Genomic DNA, 21,953 nt, shown 5'->3' on the forward strand with positions numbered 1-21,953 from the left:
TGCATGAATGCAACAACACGGACAGTTATCACAGACGGGAACTTCAAACATTTTGCGACCGCTGCGAGAAAGGCTCGACTCGATCAATTTACAGGTGGTTGACCTGCTCTCGGAGCGCATGAAGCTGTGTATGGGCATTGCCGAGCTTAAAGCCGCGCACGGCATTGCGATGATGCAGCCTGGGCGAATTTCCCATGTGCTGGAAATGATCAAGGAAAGATCACAGGCAACCGGGCTCAGGCCGGAGTACGCCGAATCGATTTTCAAACTCATCATTGCGGAGACGTGTACGCAGGAAGACGTGTTGATCAATCAGCGGCTGAGTGGGGGCGTGTCCTCATGAAAATACTGCTGATTGATAACTTCGATTCCTTTACTCAGAACATCGCGCAATATCTGTTCGAGGTAACGGGGGTGTGTGCGGACATCGTCAAGAACTGTGTTTCGTACAGCGAACTCGGTATCGACAACTACGACGCAGTGGTGCTGTCCCCCGGCCCCGGACATCCCGCCGAAGAGGAAGATTTCGGTGTCTGCGGCAACGTCATTTTGCATTCTCCTGTGCCGATACTCGGCATCTGCCTGGGGCATCAGGGAATCGCGCAGTTTCTTGGGGGGGCTGTCGGGCATGCTCCAAGCCCTGTGCATGGCTATCGCAGCCGTATTACGCACTCAGGCAAAGGGCTTTTTCGGGACTTGCCCGAGCAGTTTGATGTGGTCCGGTACCACTCGCTGATGTGCACAAGTCTGCCTGCGGAGCTTCAATGCACAGCTTGGTCCTCCGAAGGCGTGGTGATGGCAATCGAGCATGTTTCCCGGCCGATATGGGGGGTTCAATTCCACCCGGAGTCCATTGATTCGGAATATGGGCACGCGCTACTGAGCAACTTCATACGCATGGCGCTTGAACACAACGTCAGCGTGAGAAGCCGGCTGGAATCCGATACGGAATGCGCGTCGTCAAAAAGCGCCTATGTCGCCGTGGGAGGCGACCTGAATATGCAGCTCTCCTACCGAGAGCTATCTGACAACCTGGATCCCCAAGCGGTATTTTCAACCCTTTATGCCGATGACCGCTTCGCGTTTTGGCTGGACAGCGAGAAATCGGAAAGACCGAACGCACGTTACTCGATCATGGGCAGCGGTGTGGGGCAGGGCGCCATAAGGCTTGACTACGATGTCACTGATCAATGCCTGACGCTCGAAGGACCCAAGGGCAAAAAAAGCATTAAGGGCGACTTTTTTACGCTGGTTGCACAGATCTTCGAAGCCGTTCAGATCGCCACTCCACAGTACATGCCATTCGGCTTCAAGGGCGGTTTTGTCGGTTACCTGGGGTATGAATTAAAAGCATTAACCGGAGGGGAAAAGGTCTATCGGTCGGGCCATCCAGATGCGGCGTTCATGTTTGCGCCACACTTTCTGGTCTTTGATCATCAGGAAGGCAAAGCTTATCAGTGCATGATCACCGCCACGGGGGAAGCGGCCGTTTGGCCGACGCTGCTTGACGTCGTCGAGCTTGAAGAAACTCCCACTCTTCATGGCAGGGCATTTGTTCCGGGAGCTGTTGATGAACTGAAGCTATCGCTTGATGACGGAGCTGATGATTACATCACCAAGATCAATCAGTCGCTGCAGTACATCACCGATGGGGAGTCTTATGAGATCTGTCTCACCAACCGGGCAAAAATGAAGTATGACGGCGCGCCATTGAACGCCTACAAGCGAATGCGTCAGGCCAGCCCTGTGCCTTATGGCGCCTATCTTTCATTTGCGCATTTCTCGGTGCTGAGTGCATCACCAGAGACGTTCCTCAGGATCGATGACAGCGGGATGATCGAGTCTCGCCCTATCAAAGGTACCAGGCCGCGCAGCGAACAAGTTTCGGAAGACCGGATGCTGCGTGATGAGCTCAGGGTTTCAACCAAGGACAGAGCCGAGAACCTGATGATTGTTGATCTGGTCCGCCACGACTTGAATCAGGTTTGCCGCCCGGGGAGCGTACATGTTCCCGAGATTTTCTCGGTCGAGAGTTTCTCGTCGGTACATCAACTGGTTTCCACCGTTCGCGGGCACCTTCGTTCTGAAGTGGTAACTCTTGAGGCCATTCGCGCCTGTTTTCCGGGTGGCTCCATGACGGGGGCGCCGAAGAAACGCACAATGGAAATTATTGACGTGTTGGAATCCTCGGCACGAGGTATCTATGCTGGCGCTTTGGGCTGGTTGTCTTTCAGCGGAGCAGCAGAACTGAGCATTGTCATACGCACAGCTGTTCTGCAGGACGGCGAGGCAACATTTGGCATCGGTGGTGCGATCGTTGCGCACTCTGATCCGCAACAGGAACTTGAAGAGACATTGGTCAAGGCCAGCGTGCCTTATTACAGTTTTGTCGCAGGGAGCGAAGCATGATGGGCGACACGGTAGTCGTGTTGGGTGGCGCTGGACTGGTGGGTTCCCTCATTACCCGTATTTTTATGCAGTACGGATGCGATGTGCGCGTGGTGGATCGCAGGCCACCAGAGCAGCCCTGTGTTTTTCATGAGGTCGACGTTACCAGTCCATTCAGTAATACCGGACATATTTTTCAAGGGGCGACGGCGGTTGTTTTTGCCTTGCCGGAAAGTGTCGCGATTCGTGCCATCCCCTGGGTTCTCGGTGCTGTTTCGGACAAGGTAGCCTTTATTCCAACCTGCTCTGTTCAAGAACCGTTTTATCGAGCATTAAAGAGTGCTTCATCCCGACAGCCCTTTGTCGGGATCAACCCGATGTTTTCGCCGAAGCTTTCTGTTCAGGGGCGTACTGTTGCCGTTTGCCTGGAGGAGGAGTCGCCGACAACCTTTATCGAGCAGTTTCTGCTCGGTGCGGGAATGAAGATCAAGCGAATGACGCCTGTTGCCCACGACGAGCTGATGGCTCTTTGTCAGGCGCTGCCTCATGCCGCGATTCTTGGCTTTGGGCTGGCGTTGTCCAAGTGCTCGCTGGACCTTGAAACTGCGCTGGAAGTGATGCCGCCGCCAATGCGCACCATGATGGCGTTGTTGTCTCGCGTTCTGGTGAATCCACCCGAAGTCTACTGGGACATTCAGCTGGAGAACGATCACGCCATCAAGCAGCGCGAGGCGTTAGCAGAAGGGATGAAGTGCTTGACCGAGAGTGTTCGCAGTCAGGATTACGACGGGTTTCGCAATGATCTGCAAGGTGTTTCAAATGCATTGGGTCGCCGTTTGAATTCGGGGGCAGTCGATTGTCAGCACGTGTTTTCACTGCTGAACTAATCCATATACGCCAGGGAAGTGCGTAGGAAAACGTTTCGCGGGGTCATCAAAAATGCCCCGTGAAATTATCTTTGTCTAAGGAGCTTTATCCATGGCATTAACAAATGAGTCTTCCGGCAGTAACACATCAAAGCGCTGGTTTGGCCTCGGCGTGTTGATGTTGCCAGTGCTGCTGGTGACCGTCGATAACACCGTACTGGGTTTCGCATTACCCAAAATCGCCGAAGCCTTGCGACCGACTGCCAGCCAGCAGTTGTGGATGATCGATGCCTACTCATTGGTTCTCGCAGGGCTGCTGGTGTCGATGGGTAGTCTGGGTGATCGGGTGGGGCACCGTAAGTTGCTGCTCGTCGGGTCACTCGGGTTTGCGGTGGTCTCGGTGCTGACTGCCTACTCCGAGACGGCCATGCAACTGATTATCGGACGGGCTTGTATGGGGATTTTCGGTGCGATGCTGATGCCTTCCACGCTGGCATTGATACGTTCGGTTTTTGAGGATCGAGAAGAGCGCAGGCTGGCGGTGGCGATCTGGGCAACGACGTTGACCGTCGGCTCGGCACTGGGGCCTTTGGTGGGCGGAGTGTTGCTGCAGTTCTTTGGTTGGGGCGCAATTTTTCTGTTGGCGGTGCCCGTTCTGATTCCATTATTGGTGTTGGGGCCGCTTTTGCTCCCTGAGTCAGAGCGTGATGCGTCGGGCCCGTTGGACCCGATCAGCATCCTCCAGTCGATGGTCGCACTGGGAAGCATCGTTTACAGCATCAAACATGGCGCCAGTGACGGCGTTGACTTGGCAGTGCTAATTACTTTTTTGGTCGGTGCATTGGCGGGCTGGATGTTCGTAAGGCGACAGCTGCGTCTTCCTGTGCCTCTGATGGATATGGCCCTATTTCGCAGTGGCACCTTCAGCGGGTCTGTTTTAATCAATTTGATGAGTCTTGCGTTTCTCGTCGGTTTCGTTTTCTTTACGACTCAGTATCTGCAAATTGTCCTGCAGATGTCGCCCTTGAGTGCGAGTCTGGCGTTGGTGCCAGGGCAAATTATGGCAATCATGGTTGGAATGGCGGTGGTCCCGGTCGCGCAGCGTATGCCTGTGCATGTACTGATACCGGTCCTGATGGCCTTCGCTGGCGCGGCGTTTTTGCTGGTGGCCAGCATGGGCAGCAGTCTTGCGGTATTGGTAGCGGCGTTCGCATTGTTGAATATCGGAGTGGGCGCTATTGCGACGGTTTCCAATGACGTGATTTTGTCGGCTGCGCCCCCGGCAAAGGCAGGTGCAGCTTCCGCCATCAGTGAAACAGCCTATGAAGTGGGCGTGGTGTTGGGAACGACTCTGCTCGGCGGCCTGGTTACGGCCTACTATCGTACTGGCCTGCAGCTACCAGCGTTTTTGAGTGATATTCAGGCAGCGCTGGCAAGTGAAACGCTGTCGGGTGCTCATCATGTGGCGACCGGTTTGGTGGAAGATCAGGCGCAACAGTTGATGCAGCAGGCAGGAAGTGCATTTGAAGGCGGAATCGAATTGGTTTCGTGGGTCGCGTTCAGCCTGGCACTCATGGCGATTCTGATCGCTTGGCTTACGTTGCGATTGCCAAAATCGCAACCAGCAGAATGTCATTAATCAAAAGCTGAAGGTAGAACTCCTCGGTATTGCTCATCCACATCCTGTAGAGACTTGCTCAATGGGTGTCTACAGGTATGCTGATCGCCTGCCGAGGAGATAGAAATGGCCTACGATTTTGACCTTTATGTAATTGGTGCTGGTTCCGGTGGAGTTCGCGCTGCGCGGTTTGCGGCCGGTTTTGGTGCGAAAGTGGCGGTGGCTGAGAGCCGTTATCTGGGCGGGACCTGCGTCAACGTTGGTTGCGTGCCGAAAAAGCTGCTGGTTTACGGCGCGCATTTCGCCGAAGACTTCGAGCAGGCGTCCGGTTTCGGCTGGAGTCTGGGTGAGGCGAATTTTGATTGGGCGACGCTGATCGCCAACAAGGATCGCGAGATCAATCGCCTCAATGGCATTTATCGCAATCTGCTGGTGAACAGCGGTGTGACCCTGCACGAAGCTCACGCGAAGATCGTTGGTCCGCATGAAGTCGAAGTCAATGGTGAGCGCTTCACTGCAAAAAATATCCTTATCGCTACGGGTGGCTGGCCGCAGATTCCAGAGGTTCCGGGGCGTGAGCACGCGATCGGTTCCAATGAGGCTTTCTTCCTCAAAGAACTGCCCAAGCGCGTATTGGTCGTGGGTGGTGGTTACATCGCGGTCGAGTTTGCCGGGATCTTCCACGGCCTCGGCGCCAACACCACATTGCTGTACCGCGGCGATCTGTTCCTGCGCGGCTTTGATGGTTCGGTGCGCAAGCACTTGCAAGAGGAGCTGACCAAGCGCGGCATGGATCTGCAATTCAATGCCGACATCGCGCGCATCGACAAGCAGGCGGACGGCAGCTTGAAAGCCACGCTCAAGGATGGCCGAGTGCTGGAGGCCGATTGCATTTTCTACGCGACCGGTCGCCGTCCGATGCTGGACAACCTGGGGCTGGAAAACACTGATGTTCAGCTCACCGATAAAGGTTTCATCAAGGTCGATGAGCAATACCAGACCACTGAGCCGTCGATTCTGGCGCTGGGTGACGTCATTGGTCGCGTGCAGCTGACGCCTGTGGCATTGGCCGAGGGCATGGCGGTGGCGCGGCGTCTGTTCAAGCCGGAGCAATACCGTCCGGTGGATTACAAGATGATCGCGACGGCTGTGTTCAGCCTGCCGAACATCGGCACTGTCGGTTTGACCGAAGAAGATGCGCGTGAAGCGGGTCACGATGTGGTGATCTTCGAGAGCCGCTTCCGGCCGATGAAGCTGACCCTGACTGAATGTCAGGAGAAAACGCTGATGAAGCTGGTGGTCGACGGCAAGACTGACAAGGTTCTCGGCTGCCACATGGTCGGTCCGGACGCGGGCGAAATCGTCCAGGGCCTGGCGATTGCGCTGAAGGCTGGCGCGACCAAGCGTGACTTCGACGACACGATCGGGGTGCACCCGACGGCCGCCGAAGAGTTTGTCACCATGCGTACACCGGTCGGCGCTTAAGCGTCTTTCGGTTTGGCCGAGTCTGGCGTTGCCGCAACGGTAGCTGCCAGGCGAAGGCTGTCTTCCAGGCTCGCTTGAGCCTTGGTCAATTCCTTTTCCAGTGACTGATTGAGTAGCGTCTGCTCCTCGACGCTCTGTTTGAGTGTCTGGCTTTCCAGTGTTGCTACGCGCAGACGTTCGTGGAGGAGGGTGCGCTCACTGTCAACGCGGGTGGCTTGCTCCAGCAATTGATCCTGGCGCTGGTTGCTTTGCTTGAGCTGGTCTTGCATCAGGCTGAGTTCGCGTTGAGTGCCGCGGTTCTCGGTGAGCAAGCGCTCGTTGTCGCGATGCAGTTGGGTAATTTCATCCTGGCGCACCATCGCGCTTTGCTGCGCCTGACGCAGCTCTGCCTGAATTTGCTGCACCTGGCCTTCGTGGCGGCTCTGTTCCTGCTCGCGCTGCTCCTTGGTGGCGTTGCGGTAGTGCTCCAGCGCATCGCGGGCGTGCAGGTGCTTTTCTTCCAGTGAGCGGATCTGCTCGTCCTTGTCCTGCAAGCGCAATTCAAAGTCGGCCAATGCCTGATTCAGACCGGCATTGCGGGTTTGCTCGGTTTGCAGCATCGAGCGGGTGTTGCTTAGCGCCTCGGATTCACGCTCCAGCGCGGCGCCTTGAATGTCGTGCTGGTGCTCCAGTTGTTCCAGAGCCTGACGCACCTGCTTGAGCTCTGATTCGAGCGCGTCGCGCTGTTCCTCAAACTGCTCGCGAGCCTGCTCGATGGGCTCTTGGGCCTGCTCCTTCAAGCGCTGGGCGAGACGCGAAACCAGCGCTGTCAGCTCGTCGTCGATGGGCTCGGCTGAAGCTTCGATCGGCTGAGCGCCGTCATCCAGCTCTTTGAGATAGCGATGGATCGTGGTTTTCGAACCGGTATTGCCCATTTCAATGCGTACTGCATCGATGCTTGGGTGTTCGCCGCGGGCCAGGATTGCTGTGCGCGCAATCTGAACCAGCGCTTTGGTAATGCCGCCACGGGCCATGTGAACTCCTACGATTACGTACTGTGGTACATGCCACTAAAGTACGTAGTGTACCACGATGATAATAAAGTTAAATCTTTGACATTTAAGAGGCGGGATATACTGGTATTACCCAGTGTCAGGCGGCAAAATGCGTTTCGGACATCCTTGAATCAGTACGCCAGCGAGAAAACAGCCCATGAGCGATCTGGATCGCTACCTGCAAGCCGCCACCCGTGACAACACCCGCCGCAGCTATCGCGCCGCCATCGAGCATTTCGAAATAACGTGGGGTGGGTTTCTGCCGGCCACAGCCGACAGCGTTGCGCGCTATCTGGTCGAGCATGCGGGTGTGCTGGCGATCAATACATTGAAGCTGCGGCTGTCGGCACTGGCGCAGTGGCACAACAGCCAGGGTTTTGCCGACCCGACGAAAGCGCCCGTGGTGCGCAAAGTGTTCAAAGGCATTCGGGCGCTGCACCCGGCGCAGGAAAAACAAGCCGAGCCTTTGCAGCTGCAGGATTTGGAGAGAGTCATCGATTGGCTGGAACAGGAAGCTCAAATTGCGAAGGCGCAGCAGGATCGTCCGTCATTGCTCAAGGCTTATCGCGATCGCGCGCTGATTCTGCTGGGCTTCTGGCGCGGCTTTCGCAGCGATGAGTTGTGCCGCTTGCAGATCGAGCATGTGCAGGCGCATGCCGGCAATGGCATCACCTTGTATCTGCCGCGCAGCAAAGGCGATCGGGAAAACCTCGGCCAGACGTATCAGACTCCGGCACTGCTCAAGCTATGCCCGGTGCAGGCCTATATCGACTGGATCAACGAAGCGGCACTGGTGCGCGGCCCGGTTTTCCGTAGCATCGATCGCTGGGGCAATCTGAGCGAAGAGGGCTTGCACGCCAACAGCATCATCCCGTTATTGCGCCAGGCGCTGGAGCGCGCCGGGATTGCCGCCGAACGCTACACCAGTCACTCGTTACGCCGCGGCTTTGCAACCTGGGCCCATCAAAGTGGCTGGGACCTGAAATCGTTGATGAGTTACGTCGGCTGGAAGGATATGAAGTCAGCCATGCGCTATGTTGAATCCAGCCCATTCCAGGGGATGGCTCGGATTACGGATAAACCGGTTTCGCCCTAGATATCGTTTTCTTCTATTAATACAGTCTGCTAATAGCGAAAACAAATCAGCAGCATCAGGTTTGCCAATGAGCCATCCGTCGAGTGAGTGGGTAGGATTCACCCCATCAACTTCATAACCACTGACGGAGAGTCATCAATGCCTATCATCAACAGCCAAGTAAAACCGTTCAAAGCTACCGCGTTCAAAAACGGCGACTTCGTTCAAGTCTCGGACGCTGACCTGAAAGGCAAGTGGTCGGTTGTGTTCTTCTACCCAGCCGACTTCACCTTCGTTTGCCCAACCGAGCTGGAAGACCTGGCTGACAACTACTCTGCTTTCCAGAAGCTGGGCGTAGAGATCTACAGCGTTTCCACCGACACCCACTTTGCTCACGCTGCCTGGCACAACACTTCGCCAGCCATCGGCAAAATCCAGTACACCATGATCGGCGACCCGACTCAGGTTATCTCCCGCAACTTCGACGTGCTGATTGAAGAAGCTGGCCTGGCTGACCGTGGCACCTTCGTGATCAACCCTGAAGGCCAGATCAAAATCGTTGAACTGAACGATGGCGGCGTTGGTCGTGACGCTTCCGAGCTGCTGCGCAAGATCAAGGCTGCTCAGTACGTTGCTGCTCACCCAGGCGAAGTTTGCCCAGCCAAGTGGAAAGAAGGCGAGGCCACTCTGGCTCCGTCCCTGGACCTGGTCGGCAAGATCTAAGTCTGTGACACGCAACTCAGGGCGGAACTCCGCACCTACTTAAGTTAGCTGCACCGCCCAATAAAACGCCCGGGCGAGATTCGCTCGGGCGTTTTTTTATGTCTGAAACAAACCAAAGGAAATCGCCCGTATGTTGGACGCCAATCTTAAAGCCCAGTTGAAATCGTACCTGGAACGGGTCACCCAGCCGATCGAGATCGTTGCTTCCCTCGACGACGGTGCGAAATCCCGTGAAATGCTGGACCTGCTGAAAGACGTTGCCAGTCTTTCGAGCCAAATTACTTTGATCGACAGCGGTGACGATGCTCGCAAGCCATCGTTCTCGATCAACCGCCCGGGCGCCGATATCAGTCTGCGTTTCGCCGGCATCCCGATGGGCCACGAATTCACCTCGCTGGTGCTGGCCCTGCTGCAAGTCGGCGGCCACCCATCGAAAGCCAGTGCCGAAGTCATCGAGCAGATTCGCTCGCTCAAAGGCGAGTTCAGTTTTGAGACGTATTTCTCGCTGTCCTGCCAGAACTGCCCGGACGTCGTTCAGGCGCTGAACCTGATGGCGGTGCTGAACCCGAACATCCGCCACGTCGCCATCGACGGCGCGCTGTTCCAGGACGAAGTCAACGATCGCAAGATCATGGCCGTGCCGAGCATTTACTTGAATGGCGAAAACTTCGGCCAGGGCCGCATGGGTCTGGAAGAGATCCTCGCCAAACTCGACACCGGCGCCATCGAGCGTCAGGCTGAGAAAATCAGCGCCAAGGAAGCCTTTGACGTGCTGGTGGTCGGCGGTGGCCCGGCCGGTGCTTCGGCGGCCATTTATGCCGCACGTAAAGGCATCCGCACCGGTGTTGCGGCTGAGCGTTTCGGCGGTCAGGTGCTGGACACCATGGCCATCGAGAACTTCATTTCCGTGCAGGAAACCGAAGGGCCGAAACTGGCCACGGCGCTGGAGGAACACGTCAAGCAGTACGACGTCGACATCATGAACCTGCAACGCGCCGACAAGCTGATCCCGGGTAAAAATGGCGAGCTGCATGAAATCCGTTTCGCCAGTGGCGCGACCCTCAAAGCCAAGAGCGTGATTCTGGCAACCGGTGCGCGGTGGCGTGAAATGAACGTGCCGGGCGAGCAGGACTATCGAAACAAAGGCGTGGCGTACTGCCCGCACTGTGATGGCCCGCTGTTCAAAGGCAAGCGTGTCGCGGTGATTGGCGGTGGTAACTCTGGCGTTGAAGCGGCCATCGACCTGGCCGGTATCGTGGCGCACGTGACGCTGCTGGAGTTCGATGTGCAGTTGCGGGCCGACGCCGTGTTGCAGCGCAAGCTGCACAGCCTGCCGAACGTTACCGTGATCACCAGTGCGCAAACCACTGAAGTCACCGGCGACGGCCAGAAAGTCAACGGCCTGCGCTACAAGGATCGCAATACTGACGAACTGCGCACTATCGAGCTGGAAGGGATTTTTGTGCAGATCGGTCTGCTGCCCAACACTGACTGGCTCAAAGGCACCATCGAGCTGTCGCCGCGTGGCGAGATCATTGTCGATAACCGTGGCGAGACGTCGATCCCGGGCATCTTCGCTGCCGGTGACGTGACCACTGTGCCGTACAAGCAGATCGTGATTGCAGTGGGCGAGGGCGCGAAGGCTTCGCTGAGCGCGTTCGATCACTTGATCCGAACTTCGGCTCCGGCGTAAACGCCAGGCCTGAAAAGACAAAACCCCATGAGTGATCATGGGGTTTTTTATTGTGCGTGAAAATGCAGCCCCTCACCCCAGCCCTTTCCCGAGGGAGAGGGTTAGGGTGAGGGGCTTTTCGCCTTTCACATCGGCGCAGGCTGAATGATCTCGACCCAGTAACCATCCGGATCCTTGATAAACGCCAGGCTTTTCATGCGGCCATCGGTCAGGCGCTTCTGGAAGTCACAGCCCAGCGCTTCAAAACGCTCACACGCTGCCACGATGTCCGGCACCGAGATGCAGATGTGGCCGAAACCACGCGGGTCAGTGTTGCCATTGTGATAGGCAAAATCGGCATCGTTTTCGGTGCCGTGATTGTGGGTCAGTTCCAGAATGCCCGGGATCGACTTCATCCATTCGGTGCGAGCAGCGGCGTCGGCCGGGATCTGCGCCTTGTCGACCAGCGCCAGGAAATACAGGCTGAATTCCGCTTCCGGAAAGTCGCGCTTCTCAACCAGCGAGAAACCCAGCACGCGGGTGTAGAAATCCAGGGACTTGGTGATGTCCTTGACGCGCAGCATGGTGTGGTTGAAAACGAAATTGTGGGTTGCGCTGTCTGGCGTGGCGGTAACGCCGGGGAAAGTGTTCAGTTCGTGCAGGCTCATGGGCCCTCCAATAACTATGGGCGAGTGATTGGCGCAATGATACGCATGCCTGCCGGCATCGCCAAATGAAAGGGCAGGCTTGCCGTGCGCGCGGCGGGGGCTCAGACTTTGCGGCTCAATCTTCGAGTGCGTCCGGCAATGATCCGACTGTTTAAAACCCCGTTAGTTTTCTTTGGCTTGTTTCTGTGCACCGCTACTGTGTTTGCCGAAGAACCGAGCATCACCTGGCCCGCAGGCTGGCAGGTGGAGGCGCTTGCCGACGCCGCGCCGCAGGTTTCTCGCCAGCGGGGGGTCAAGAACGATGCCGATGGCAATCAGGTAATGGTGATGGAGTTGACCATGACTCAGATTGAAACGGGTCATCAAGTCAATTTGCAAGGTGTTTTGCTGGAAATGCGCAAGTCGATACAAAAGGACTTTTTCAAGGGGGGCTATCAAAGTGTCTGCAACAAGGTGCATCCGACGACGCTTGGTTCTTTGTCTGCCCTGGAGACGACTTGCACGGTGACCGAAAACGGTCGGCATGTGTTATCGCAAACGCTGGTAGCGGCGGTCGCGGCGGATAAGGCTTATGTTCTTTCCTATGCCGGTCAGGCCGAGGCTTATAAGGCGAGCGCGGAAGAGATAGTCGCGGTGAGAAACAGCCTGAAACTTTAACCCACTGTACTCATCTCGCCGGGTTAGATACCCGAAGGGATTAAGCACAAAGTTTAACGTTGGTGCCGCTCGCAACATGATGCAGCAGAATGTTTAGGTTTTTGGCTCAGTAGCGTTACACAAAAATCGCAACTTGCTCGATGAAATTCATTTCATTTGTTAGATATTGTCAATAAAAAAGCCCTGCATCATGCAGGGCTTTGGTGGGAGCCGGATTAACCGCGCAACCAGGAATCAACGGTGCCTGCACCATACTCTTCCTTCCAGGCTTTCAGGCCACGGTGGTTGCCGCCCTTGGTCTCGATCAGTTCGCCGGTGTGCGGATTCTGATAGACCTTGACCACGCGAGCGCGGCGGGTTTTAGGCGCTGCAGAGCTTTGCAGTGCGGATTTTGTCGGATTCGGATCGAGAATGGCGATGATGTCTTTAAGGCCCTTGCCGTAGCTTTTCATCAGCCCCTGGAGCTTTTCTTCGAATTCGATTTCTTTCTTGAGCCCGGCATCGTTCTTCAGCGATTCCAACTGCTTGAGCTGTTCCTGAAGGGCCTTTTCAGCTGCACGAAATTCAGCGAGTCTGGACAATATCTTTACTCCAATAGTGTATTTGGCTGATACCAACCGCAAACAAAGCTTAAAACTGGAGCCTTGTAGCGACTCGGTGATAAGTGGCTCGCCTGCCAGTCTTTGCACAGGCAAGAAAAATTGTAGTTGTTAATGCGTCAGGAGTAAATCCTGATGTTGTCCTCATGTAACAGCAGTGGTTTTTTGTATCATTTTTGTGCGCCTTGTCGGCGTATCTCGCTTAAGTCCATTTAGTTAATGGTGACTTAATGCACTAATGAAGTCTGCCGCCGGCATGGGTTTGCCGTACAGATAGCCTTGCAGGAAGTTAACGTTATGCGCGGTCAGATAATCCGCTTGTGCCTGTGTTTCGACACCTTCGGCAACAATGCCCAGATCAAGCTTGGCCGAGAGTTCGATGATGGTGTCCAGAATGTGCCGCGAAAGCGCGTCAACGCCGATCATGGCCACAAAACTCTGGTCGATCTTGAGGAAATCCACATTGAATCTGCGCAAGTAACCGAGGCTTGAGTGCCCGGTGCCAAAGTCGTCGATGGCGATCTTCACGCCCAGTGCATGCAATTGCTCAAACAGCTGCTGCGTGATCTCGGTGGGCTCGATCAGCTCGCGCTCGGTCAACTCCAGCACCAGACTGACGCTGTCGGGCGCGAAGGATGCGAGAAACTCACGGCAATCTTTGACCAGTGCCAGATCCCGGCAATGACTCGCGGTAATGTTGATACCGATGTGAAACGGCGCGGCAAAGGTCGGTGACTGGGGCCCAAGTAACGCCGCTGTTTGTCGCATCAAGGCGCGGGTCATCGGCACGATCAGCCCTGAGTGCTCGGCGAACGGGATAAACAGGTCCGGGCGCACGAGGCCTTCCTTGGGGTGATTCCAGCGCATCAACACTTCAGCGCCTGACCATTTCTTGCTGTCGCCGTGCACCACGGGCTGGAAGTACGGAACGAACTCGCCGGCTTCCAGGGCACGAAGCATTTCGTGGCTCGGCGAAGTCGAGCGCTTCTGCACGACATGGCCGATGGCGCCCGACACCACACCAAAGAACATCAGCAGGCTGAACAATGGTGGGTACTGTTCGGCCATGTAGCGCCAGGTTTCACCCTTTGGAAAACCGGCCGAGACGCTGAACGCATACCGCGAAGAGTCCAGCATGGTGTGCGCTACCGGCAGCGCGGGCAGCACGCCTTGGCGAACCTGGCCATTGGCTGACATCCAGTTATCACCCACCTGCAATAACAGCAGTGTGTGCCGGCCGATCAGTCGCAGCATGTTGCTCAGGTGATAGCCATCCAGTGTCGTCAATGCACCACCGCGACCATCGCTGAGCCGGTACACCAGCAGCGCGGTGTTGGGTGTGACCGGATTGCCGTTCATCAACCACAACTTGCCCTGAACATAGTCGCCTGCTTTAACGGCTTCCTTGAAGTCGCCGAACAACGAACTGCAATAAAGATTGTTGTCCCACACCAGATTGGTCGAGCGCACAAAAGGGCGGCGGGTTACCTGCTCGCGCAGGGCCAGTTTGACGTTTTCACACGGTTGACCGGCCAGCGGTAGCAGATCCCAGGCCGCCTGGGCTGTGCTGTCAAGCATCAACTCGAACTGAAGCAACGCCTCTTCGGCCGTCTTCTGTGAACTCTGCGCAAGGGTGCGCTCGGCCTGCATGTACAGAATCACGCCACCCAGCAAGACTGGCAGCAGCGCGCAGAGCAGGGTGATAGCGATGCGCACGCTATGTTTACGGCGAGGTCTGACGGTCAACGGCATGGGCGCATCCTGTCGCGAATAAGTGAGGCGCCCGACATCAGACCCGGCACCGGTGCACCGCTGAAAAACATTTCAGCCAGTGGGCAGGATAGATGGCAGATGACACTTGCGCCGCTCATTGCGGGTTAAGTCGTGATGCCAGCTCGATAAAGGCCAGCGCCGCCGGTGATGCCTGACGCTGGTCGAGGACGGCGAGACCGACCTGGCGTTTAACTGCCGGCGACAGCGGTATTTTTACGTAACCGGGATGTGGCGAGTCCGGCAGCGAACCTTCGGCAATCACCGTGATCGCGTCGCCGCGGCTGACCGTCTCGAGCGTACTGAGCAATTGCGAGCAACGATAACGAATGTTCGGTTGCAGGCGTGCGGCGTTGAACAGTCGCGACACCAGTTCCGACGACCCTGCCTCGGTCAAAATGAACGGATCAGCGCAAAGCGCTTTCAGGCTCAGATCGGATCGTGTTGCCAAGGGATGCGCCGCGGGGAGCAGGGCGACCATCTGATCTTCGATCAAGGCAAACGTGTCGAAACGTTCTTCGGGCAGCACCACGAAACCGATGTCGATCCGCCGCTCTTCCAGCCACTGAACGACTTGCCGATCCGGTCCCTCATCAACATGCACTTCGATGCCCGGGTGGGCCTGGCGATAGTGCTGCAGAATATTGGGCAACAACTTGATCGATGAGGTTGGGCCGAATGATCCAATGCGCAGCGTGCCGCGTTTCATGCCGCGGGCATCGGCGGCTTCCTGGCGCATCGTATTGGCCAGGCCGAGCATGGCGCGGGCGCGCAGCAGCAATTGCTCGCCGATATCGCTGAGTTCCACTTGCGACTGATGCCGGCGCAGCAGTTCGACGCCAAGTTCCTGCTCCAGCAACTTCATTGCGTGAGACACCGCAGACTGTGAAATCCCTAACTGATGGGCGGCGAGAGTGAAACCGCGCAGTTCGGCCACCTGGGAGAAAATCTCCAGTTGAGTGAGGGTCATGAGTGTTTGCTCATTTTACGATGATCGGGAATGAGGCGAATGATACGTCATCTTTCCTTTCTCCCGTTTGGAGTGTCATGCGAAACGTTGAGCAAACTCACACAACCCACTGCGCAATGCGGGTCTATCTGACATTGGCGGCAGTCACCATGATATGGGGTGGAACATTTGTTGCCGGGCGTTTTCTGGCCGGTAGCCTCAGCCCGATGTTCGCGGCCAGCCTGCGATTTTTGCTGGCCAGCGTCGCGTTACTGGGTTTTTTATGGCTGGCGCGGATCCCGTTGGCGCGACCTTCGGTGCGCGAGTGGCTGCAACTGGCAGTGCTGGGGTGCTTCGGCATCTTCTTCTACAACCTGTGCTTCTTTTATGGTTTGCAGTACATCAATGCTTCGCGAGCCTCGTTGATTGTCGCGTTGAATCCCGCGGTGATCGGCCTCGCTTCCTGGCTGCTGTTCAAGGAGCGCCTTGGAAGCATGAAAGTCGCTGGCATCGTAATCTGCATTGTCGGCGCCGGGCTGGTGATCGTCAGTCGTAATCCGCAATTGCTGGCTGCGACGCCGGACGCGTGGATCGGCGATTTGCTGATTCTGGGGTGCGTGCTCGGCTGGGGTGTTTATTCGCTGTTTTCCCGTCGCCTCAACCAGACGATCGGCCCAGTGCAGACGGTGACTTATTCGATCCTCATCGGCACGGCAATGCTCTGGACGCTGGCAGCGGTGCGCGGGGAATTGAGTTGGGCTGGGCTGATTGAACTCGGCACACCACAGTGGCTGAGCCTGTTCTACCTCGGTGTCCTCGGCTCGGCACTGGCCTATATCGGTTACTACGATGGCATCCGCAAAATAGGTGCAACCCGCTCCGGCGTGTTCATTGCCCTGAATCCATTGACTGCAGTGATTCTCGGTGCCTTGTTGCTCGGCGAACAACTGACGCTGGCCATGGGGCTGGGGGGCGTACTGATCCTGGCGGGCATTTACCTGTGCAACAAACCCCTTGCACCGGCGCCAGAAAAGCGGATTTTATAGAGAGGGCAGACAACCCTATTTACGCTGTGTAGAATCGGGTTACGCATACAATAATAATTCGTCTTCTGGCAGCAGAAGCCTCGCCCGCAAGAGCCTTGGGTCGACAATGAAGATATTCGGGTTTCAACTGATCTACGGTGACTTTCTCGCCCGCAGTGTGCGTGGCATCTCCTGTGCGCCACCCAGCTACCTCAGCATGACTGACAAATAACCCTGGTTAATTGATAAGAAATGATGAGGCGTCACCATGGCAGATTTATACGAAAACCCAATGGGCCTGATGGGCTTTGAGTTCATCGAGCTTGCATCGCCGGTCCCTGGCACTCTGGAGCCGATCTTCGAGATCATGGGCTTCACCAAAGTCGCCACCCACCGTTCCAAGAATGTGCACCTGTATCGTCAGGGCGCGATCAACCTGATCCTCAACAACGAACCGAACAGCGTGGCTTCCTACTTCGCGGCCGAGCACGGCCCGTCGGTGTGCGGCATGGCGTTCCGCGTCAAGGATTCGCAGCAGGCCTACAAGCGCGCGCTGGAAATCGGCGCCCAGCCGATCCACATCGAAACCGGGCCGATGGAGCTGAACCTGCCGGCGATCAAAGGCATTGGCGGCGCGCCGCTGTACCTGATCGACCGTTTCGGCGAAGGCAGCTCGATCTATGACATCGACTTCGTGTTTATCGAAGGTGTTGATCGCAATCCGGTCGGTGCCGGCCTGAAGATCATCGACCATCTGACTCACAACGTGTATCGCGGTCGCATGGCTTATTGGGCGAACTTCTACGAGAAGCTGTTCAACTTCCGCGAAATCCGCTACTTCGATATCAAAGGCGAATACACCGGCCTGACCTCCAAAGCGATGACCGCGCCGGACGGCATGATCCGCATCCCGCTGAACGAAGAGTCGTCCAAGGGCGCCGGGCAGATCGAAGAGTTCCTGATGCAGTTCAATGGCGAGGGCATCCAGCACGTCGCGTTCCTCTCCGATGACCTGATCAAGACCTGGGATCACCTGAAGAAGATCGGCATGCGCTTCATGACCGCGCCACCGGAAACCTATTACGAAATGCTCGAAGGGCGTCTGCCGAACCACGGCGAGCCGGTTGATCAACTGCAGTCGCGTGGCATTCTGCTCGACGGCTCATCGGAGCAGGGCGACAAGCGTCTGCTGCTGCAGATCTTTTCGGAAACCCTGATGGGCCCGGTGTTCTTCGAATTCATCCAGCGTAAAGGCGATGATGGTTTCGGTGAGGGCAATTTCAAGGCACTGTTCGAATCGATCGAGCGTGACCAGGTTCGCCGCGGTGTACTGGCGACCGAGTAAGCGATAAAAAAGCCTGGCTTCGGCCAGGCTTTTTCAGGTCAAAAGATCGCAGCCTTCGGCAGCTCCTACTAGGGATTTACCTTCCAAATGTAGAAGCTGCCGAAGGCTGCGATCTTTTGCTTTTCAAGGTCTGCGCTGTCGCATCAAATGTTTAAACCCTTCAAACATCAGCACCACAACCGCCAGCCAGATCGGAATGTAGGTCAGCCATTCGCCTGACTTGATGCTTTCGCCCAGGATCAGCGCGACACCCAGCAGTAACACCGGCTCAACATAACTCAACAACCCAAACAGACTGAACGGCAACAACCTGCTGGCAATGATGTAAACCACCAGCGCCGAAGCACTGATCAAGCCGAGCAGTGGAATCAGCCACATCAACCCCGGATATTGATTGAACACGTCCAAGCCTTGCTCACCACTCTGCACAAACCAGTAAGCGACCGGCAGCATCAGGGTCATGTCGACCCACAGCCCGCCGAGGTGGTCGGTTTTCAGGTATTTGCGCAGCACGAAGTACAGCGGATAGCCGACCACGACCACCAGCGTCGCCCAGGAAAATCCGCCGACCTGATACAACTCGTTCAACACGCCCAGGCTTGCAAAGAACACCGCGACCTTTTGCAGGTACGACAGGCTCTCGCCGTAGGCAATCCGCCCGGTCAGTACCATGGCCAGCGGCAGCAGGAAGTAGCCCAGCGACACGTCGAGGCTGTAACCGTTGAGCGGTGCCCACATGAACAGCCACAACTGCACGCCGAGCAGCGCTGACGAGACGACCAGCCCCCCGATGAGTTTTGGCTTGCCCGCCATCAGGCGAATCAACTCCAGGACCCGCCGCCATTCGCTGGAGACCAGCATGAACACCGTCATGCACGGCACCGTCAGGAGCATCCGCCAGCCGAAAATCTCCACGCCGCTCAATGGGGTGAGCAACGAAGTGAAGTAATACATGACGGCAAACAGCACCGAGGCTGTAACCGATAAAGCGATACCTTTAGACAAACTGTCCTCGCGGGTGGGTGATCAAACGGGGCGCGAAGGATACGTGGTTTTTGTGCTGAATATTGCTCGAGTGCTCGATATTCCACACATCCGTCATGACGGTGGGTCGAATATATTGTAGGAGCTGTCGCAGGCTGCGATCTTTTTGATCCTATTGAGGGGACAGCGCCTGCACGGTGTACATCTATCCCGTGTTGGCGCTGCCGCAGACTGCGATCTTTTGATACGGCTTGAATCAGGCGCGCAATGTCCGCGTCATGCGCAACGCCAACACACTTCCGGCAACAATCACACCTGCCAGTAGATACAACGCCGCATCCGTCGAGCCGGTGCTGTCCTTGACCCAACCCACCAGGTACGGGCTGAGGAATCCGGCCATCTGTCCCATCGAGTTGATCAACGCCAACCCTCCGGCAGCAGCGCCAGCACTCAACATGGCAGTTGGCACCGGCCAGAACATCGGCAGGCCCGTCAACGCCCCCATGGTCGCGATGGTCAGACCCAGGATAGCGATGGCCGGATTGCCGGCGAAATTCACCGCAATCACCAGACCGATCGCGCCCATCAACATAGGCACCACCAGATGCCAGCGGCGTTCTTTGCGCAGGTCCGCAGAACGCCCGACCACCAGCATGAACACGGCCGCCAGCAGATACGGAATCGCACTCAACCAGCCGATCACCAGGTTATCGCTGAAACCGAGGTTCTTGATGATCGACGGCAGCCAGAAGTTGATCGCGTACACGCCGCTCTGGATGCAGAAATAGATCAGGCCGAACGCCCAGATCGCCGGATTCTTGAACACCGCCAACAGCGAATCGGTGGTGGTTTTCGGTTTGTTCGCCAGGTCTTCGGCTTGATCCGCTTCCAGTACCGCACGCTCATGTGCGGTCAGCCATTTGGCCTTGGCAAAACTGTCGCTCAGCAGGAAGTAAGCCAGCAAGCCCAGCACCACGGTCGGAATGCCTTGCAGCAAAAACATCCACTGCCAGCCGGCCAAACCGCCCTGGCCCGCCGCGAAGTGATTGAGAATCCAGCCCGAAAACGGGCTGCCGAGCAGACCGGACACCGGGATCGCCGACATGAATAGCGCCATGATCCGGCCACGGCGGAAGGTCGGGAACCACTGCGAGAGATACAGCACAACGCCCGGGAAGAACCCGGCCTCGGCCGCACCGGTAAACAGGCGCAGGGTATAGAACTCGGTTGGTGTGGTGACGAACAACAGGCAGGTCGACAGCGTGCCCCACGTGATCATCATCACCGCAATCCAGCGCCGCGGACCGAATTTGGTCAAGGCCAGATTGCTCGGTACGCCGCACAGCACGTAGCCGATAAAGAAAATACCGGCACCTAGGCCGTACACGGTTTCGCTGAATTTCAACGCGTCGAGCATCTGCAGTTTGGCAAATCCAACGTTAACCCGGTCGAGGTAGTTGAACAGATAGCAGATGAAAATGAAGGGGATCAGGCGCAGGGTAATGCGTTTGTAAACGGCGTTTTTATCATCGTCGATGGTCTGGGTAGCTGCGGCGCTCTGCGACATAGCGGCTCTCTCTTTATTATGATTTTTTGCGATGCAAAGGGTAACGTTGATCGCCCTGAGAGTCTCGGCCACCTTTGGCTGGATTGTCTTTGTGCCTGAGCACAGGGTTTGCCACCAGACCCTGTGCGGGTGACCAACCGTCCGCGCCTGTTTAGAAGGATTGCAGCCGTTATGTTCGAACTCGATCACGACCTCGCTCAGGACATCGTCGACCGGGCCATGGCCATTTTGCCGTACAACGTCAACGTCATGGACAGCCAGGGCTTGATCCTCGGCAGCGGCGAGCCGGAGCGCATCAACACCCGCCACGAAGGTGCGCAACTGGTGTTGGCCAACGGTCGCGTGGTGGAGATAGACGCGCCGACAGCCCTGCATCTGAAGGGTGTGCAACCGGGGATCAATCTGCCGCTGTGGCTCGATCAGCGGTTGATAGGCGTGCTGGGCATTACCGGCGAACCAGAGCATCTGCGCACTTACGCCGAACTGGTGCGCATGACCGCCGAAATGCTGGTGGGCCAACGCAATCAGCAGGCCGAACAGCAATGGCGGCGCCAGCGCTGCGATGATCTGCTGGCATTGCTGCTGAGCGAAGCGGGGGATTCACCGCGTCTGGTCGACGAGGCGCAGCAACTCGGGCTCAAGCCGCAATTGACGCGCGTGCCGTATCTGTTCGAGTTGGGTCTTGAGCACGGGCCGGGGCAAACTGTCGAAGCGCTGAGTGCCTGGCTGACCTCGCGATACCCGGACAGTTGGTGCGTGAGCTCGGCCAAGTCGTCGCTGCTGTGGTGTCGGCCGGCCAGTCAAAACATCGAGCACGATCGTTTGCTGGAAAAACTCGACGGCCTGGGCTGGAAAATCCTGCGCATTGCGGTGGGCGGGCAGGCGGACGGGCTGGTCGGGTTGCGCCGTTGTTATCGCCGGGTCGGCGATCTGCTGGCCTACGGCCGCGAGGTGTTGCCCAATTCGCGCTTGTTGACCCTCAATCGCTATCGTCTACCGGTCATGCTCTGGCGCCATCGCAACGACGATGCGCTGGATGAACTGCTCAAACCACTGCGCAAGGTGATCGCCAAGGACGGCAACGGCCAATTGCTGGCGACGCTGCGCAGTTGGTGTGATCACGATGGCCAGAGTCAGGCCTGTGCTGATGCGCTGGGTATTCATCGCAACAGCTTGCGCTATCGGATGGAGCGGATTGCCGAGATCAGCGGGGTGGATCCGCTAAGGCTGGAGGGGATGCTGGCGTTGTATCTGGGTGTGCAGTTGTTGCCGCAGATTGAACCGGGTTGATTGCTGCTCTCACTGACGCCATCGCTGTCAAGCCAGCTCCCACAGGGGCTTCGGTGACTACAGATATTGTGAACACCCCTAAAACCTGTGGGAGATGGCTTGCCAGCGATGGCGCCGGAACATTCAGCATCAACACCAAGACCTTTTGTAGAAATGAACAATAAACGCCTGCGCCACTTGTGCAGCAGACAGGCGTCAATGCGCATGCCGACTGGCAGCATGAGGGGCATTGGAACTG

At 56.8% G+C, this 21,953-nt stretch carries 19 protein-coding genes; 12 read left to right on the top strand and 7 right to left on the bottom strand.

The features are described 5' to 3' along the window. Positions 1 to 7: 7 nt before the first annotated feature. From AB4P92_RS29195 to gorA, 5 genes are all read left to right on the top strand, one after another. On the top strand, positions 8 to 343 hold the full coding sequence (locus tag AB4P92_RS29195; RefSeq protein WP_261735776.1) for a chorismate mutase: 336 nt from the start codon (positions 8 to 10) through the stop codon (positions 341 to 343). Further along, positions 340 to 2,409, top strand: a complete 2,070-nt coding sequence (gene pabB, locus AB4P92_RS29200) for an aminodeoxychorismate synthase component I (protein WP_261735777.1) — start codon at positions 340 to 342, stop codon at positions 2,407 to 2,409. Before AB4P92_RS29195 ends, pabB begins: the two co-directional genes overlap by 4 nt. Continuing rightward, positions 2,406 to 3,275: a prephenate dehydrogenase dimerization domain-containing protein gene (locus AB4P92_RS29205; protein WP_261735778.1), complete on the top strand. Its 870-nt coding sequence runs from the start codon at positions 2,406 to 2,408 to the stop codon at positions 3,273 to 3,275. The genes pabB and AB4P92_RS29205 overlap by 4 nt, the downstream gene beginning before the upstream one ends. A gap of 91 nt (positions 3,276 to 3,366) precedes the next feature. Continuing rightward, on the top strand, positions 3,367 to 4,893 hold the full coding sequence (locus AB4P92_RS29210; protein ID WP_261735779.1) for an MFS transporter: 1,527 nt from the start codon (positions 3,367 to 3,369) through the stop codon (positions 4,891 to 4,893). Between the two features lie 105 nt (positions 4,894 to 4,998). Continuing rightward, entirely contained in the window at positions 4,999 to 6,357 is a 1,359-nt protein-coding gene (gene gorA / locus AB4P92_RS29215; protein ID WP_042559348.1) for a glutathione-disulfide reductase, read from the top strand. Here the strand turns inward: gorA and AB4P92_RS29220 are convergent. Next, positions 6,354 to 7,370, bottom strand: a complete 1,017-nt coding sequence (locus AB4P92_RS29220) for a DNA-binding protein (protein ID WP_395598621.1) — start codon at positions 7,368 to 7,370, stop codon at positions 6,354 to 6,356. The two genes, gorA and AB4P92_RS29220, sit on opposite strands and share 4 nt — an antisense overlap. Positions 7,371 to 7,548: 178 nt before the next feature. Here AB4P92_RS29220 and AB4P92_RS29225 point away from each other — a divergent pair, with 178 nt between their 5' ends. The 3 genes from AB4P92_RS29225 to ahpF all read left to right on the top strand — a co-directional run bounded on the left by AB4P92_RS29225 (position 7,549) and on the right by ahpF (position 10,882). Further along, positions 7,549 to 8,487 (top strand): site-specific integrase, encoded by a 939-nt coding sequence (locus AB4P92_RS29225; RefSeq protein ID WP_395598622.1) that lies wholly within the window; start codon positions 7,549 to 7,551, stop codon positions 8,485 to 8,487. Positions 8,488 to 8,625: 138 nt separating this feature from the next. Next, positions 8,626 to 9,189 carry an alkyl hydroperoxide reductase subunit C gene (gene ahpC / locus AB4P92_RS29230; RefSeq protein ID WP_115146928.1) on the top strand — a complete coding sequence of 188 codons (564 nt, stop codon included), beginning with the start codon at positions 8,626 to 8,628 and terminating at the stop codon, positions 9,187 to 9,189. Positions 9,190 to 9,319: 130 nt separating this feature from the next. Continuing rightward, on the top strand, positions 9,320 to 10,882 hold the full coding sequence (gene ahpF, locus AB4P92_RS29235; RefSeq protein ID WP_395598623.1) for an alkyl hydroperoxide reductase subunit F: 1,563 nt from the start codon (positions 9,320 to 9,322) through the stop codon (positions 10,880 to 10,882). Between the two features lie 125 nt (positions 10,883 to 11,007). On the opposite strand, the gene gloA is transcribed toward ahpF, so the two are convergent. Continuing rightward, positions 11,008 to 11,529: a lactoylglutathione lyase gene (gene gloA / locus AB4P92_RS29240; RefSeq protein WP_042559344.1), complete on the bottom strand. Its 522-nt coding sequence runs from the start codon at positions 11,527 to 11,529 to the stop codon at positions 11,008 to 11,010. 138 nt (positions 11,530 to 11,667) lie between these two features. Between gloA and AB4P92_RS29245 the strand changes: the two genes are divergently transcribed. Next, on the top strand, positions 11,668 to 12,186 hold the full coding sequence (locus AB4P92_RS29245; protein ID WP_395598624.1) for a DUF4946 domain-containing protein: 519 nt from the start codon (positions 11,668 to 11,670) through the stop codon (positions 12,184 to 12,186). A gap of 215 nt (positions 12,187 to 12,401) precedes the next feature. Here AB4P92_RS29245 and AB4P92_RS29250 read toward each other — a convergent pair whose 3' ends face one another. From AB4P92_RS29250 to AB4P92_RS29260, 3 genes are all read right to left on the bottom strand, one after another. Next, the gene (locus AB4P92_RS29250; RefSeq protein ID WP_042559342.1) at positions 12,402 to 12,767 is read right to left on the bottom strand and encodes a histone-like nucleoid-structuring protein, MvaT/MvaU family; all 366 of its coding nucleotides are present in this window, start codon (positions 12,765 to 12,767) and stop codon (positions 12,402 to 12,404) included. A gap of 234 nt (positions 12,768 to 13,001) precedes the next feature. Continuing rightward, entirely contained in the window at positions 13,002 to 14,537 is a 1,536-nt protein-coding gene (locus AB4P92_RS29255) for an EAL domain-containing protein (RefSeq protein WP_395598625.1), read from the bottom strand. A gap of 115 nt (positions 14,538 to 14,652) precedes the next feature. Then, the gene (locus AB4P92_RS29260) at positions 14,653 to 15,525 is read right to left on the bottom strand and encodes a LysR family transcriptional regulator (protein ID WP_047301407.1); all 873 of its coding nucleotides are present in this window, start codon (positions 15,523 to 15,525) and stop codon (positions 14,653 to 14,655) included. 77 nt (positions 15,526 to 15,602) lie between these two features. Between AB4P92_RS29260 and AB4P92_RS29265 the strand changes: the two genes are divergently transcribed. Both AB4P92_RS29265 and hppD read left to right on the top strand, forming a co-directional pair. Then, positions 15,603 to 16,550 carry a DMT family transporter gene (locus AB4P92_RS29265; RefSeq protein WP_047301405.1) on the top strand — a complete coding sequence of 316 codons (948 nt, stop codon included), beginning with the start codon at positions 15,603 to 15,605 and terminating at the stop codon, positions 16,548 to 16,550. 247 nt (positions 16,551 to 16,797) lie between these two features. Further along, a complete protein-coding gene (gene hppD, locus AB4P92_RS29270) occupies positions 16,798 to 17,874 on the top strand; it encodes a 4-hydroxyphenylpyruvate dioxygenase (RefSeq protein WP_042559338.1) in 1,077 nt (358 codons plus the stop codon). Positions 17,875 to 17,997: 123 nt separating this feature from the next. On the opposite strand, the gene rarD is transcribed toward hppD, so the two are convergent. Together rarD and AB4P92_RS29280 are read right to left on the bottom strand one after the other, a co-directional pair. Beyond that, positions 17,998 to 18,879: an EamA family transporter RarD gene (gene rarD, locus AB4P92_RS29275; protein ID WP_395598626.1), complete on the bottom strand. Its 882-nt coding sequence runs from the start codon at positions 18,877 to 18,879 to the stop codon at positions 17,998 to 18,000. 235 nt (positions 18,880 to 19,114) lie between these two features. After that, on the bottom strand, positions 19,115 to 20,425 hold the full coding sequence (locus AB4P92_RS29280; protein ID WP_210624590.1) for an MFS transporter: 1,311 nt from the start codon (positions 20,423 to 20,425) through the stop codon (positions 19,115 to 19,117). Between the two features lie 171 nt (positions 20,426 to 20,596). Between AB4P92_RS29280 and AB4P92_RS29285 the strand changes: the two genes are divergently transcribed. After that, a complete protein-coding gene (locus tag AB4P92_RS29285; protein WP_395598627.1) occupies positions 20,597 to 21,715 on the top strand; it encodes a sugar diacid recognition domain-containing protein in 1,119 nt (372 codons plus the stop codon). Positions 21,716 to 21,953: the final 238 nt, after the last annotated feature.

This window comes from Pseudomonas sp. A0308 (assembly GCF_044218815.1).
GTDB lineage: Bacteria > Pseudomonadota > Gammaproteobacteria > Pseudomonadales > Pseudomonadaceae > Aquipseudomonas > Aquipseudomonas iridis.

Bases quoted from the DNA above. Each gene is read 5' to 3' on its own strand.
- AB4P92_RS29205 (WP_261735778.1), top strand. From the start codon at position 2,406: ATGATGGGCGACACGGTAGTCGTGTTGGGTGGCGCTGGACTGGTGGGT.
- hppD (WP_042559338.1), top strand. From the start codon at position 16,798: ATGGCAGATTTATACGAAAACCCAATGGGCCTGATGGGCTTTGAGTTC.
- AB4P92_RS29285 (WP_395598627.1), top strand. From the start codon at position 20,597: ATGTTCGAACTCGATCACGACCTCGCTCAGGACATCGTCGACCGGGCC.
- AB4P92_RS29220 (WP_395598621.1), bottom strand. From the start codon at position 7,370: ATGGCCCGTGGCGGCATTACCAAAGCGCTGGTTCAGATTGCGCGCACA.
- gorA (WP_042559348.1), top strand. From the start codon at position 4,999: ATGGCCTACGATTTTGACCTTTATGTAATTGGTGCTGGTTCCGGTGGA.
- AB4P92_RS29245 (WP_395598624.1), top strand. From the start codon at position 11,668: ATGATCCGACTGTTTAAAACCCCGTTAGTTTTCTTTGGCTTGTTTCTG.
- AB4P92_RS29225 (WP_395598622.1), top strand. From the start codon at position 7,549: ATGAGCGATCTGGATCGCTACCTGCAAGCCGCCACCCGTGACAACACC.
- ahpF (WP_395598623.1), top strand. From the start codon at position 9,320: ATGTTGGACGCCAATCTTAAAGCCCAGTTGAAATCGTACCTGGAACGG.
- AB4P92_RS29260 (WP_047301407.1), bottom strand. From the start codon at position 15,525: ATGACCCTCACTCAACTGGAGATTTTCTCCCAGGTGGCCGAACTGCGC.
- AB4P92_RS29210 (WP_261735779.1), top strand. From the start codon at position 3,367: ATGGCATTAACAAATGAGTCTTCCGGCAGTAACACATCAAAGCGCTGG.
- AB4P92_RS29195 (WP_261735776.1), top strand. From the start codon at position 8: ATGCAACAACACGGACAGTTATCACAGACGGGAACTTCAAACATTTTG.
- AB4P92_RS29280 (WP_210624590.1), bottom strand. From the start codon at position 20,425: ATGTCGCAGAGCGCCGCAGCTACCCAGACCATCGACGATGATAAAAAC.
- ahpC (WP_115146928.1), top strand. From the start codon at position 8,626: ATGCCTATCATCAACAGCCAAGTAAAACCGTTCAAAGCTACCGCGTTC.
- AB4P92_RS29255 (WP_395598625.1), bottom strand. From the start codon at position 14,537: ATGCCGTTGACCGTCAGACCTCGCCGTAAACATAGCGTGCGCATCGCT.
- pabB (WP_261735777.1), top strand. From the start codon at position 340: ATGAAAATACTGCTGATTGATAACTTCGATTCCTTTACTCAGAACATC.
- AB4P92_RS29265 (WP_047301405.1), top strand. From the start codon at position 15,603: ATGCGAAACGTTGAGCAAACTCACACAACCCACTGCGCAATGCGGGTC.
- gloA (WP_042559344.1), bottom strand. From the start codon at position 11,529: ATGAGCCTGCACGAACTGAACACTTTCCCCGGCGTTACCGCCACGCCA.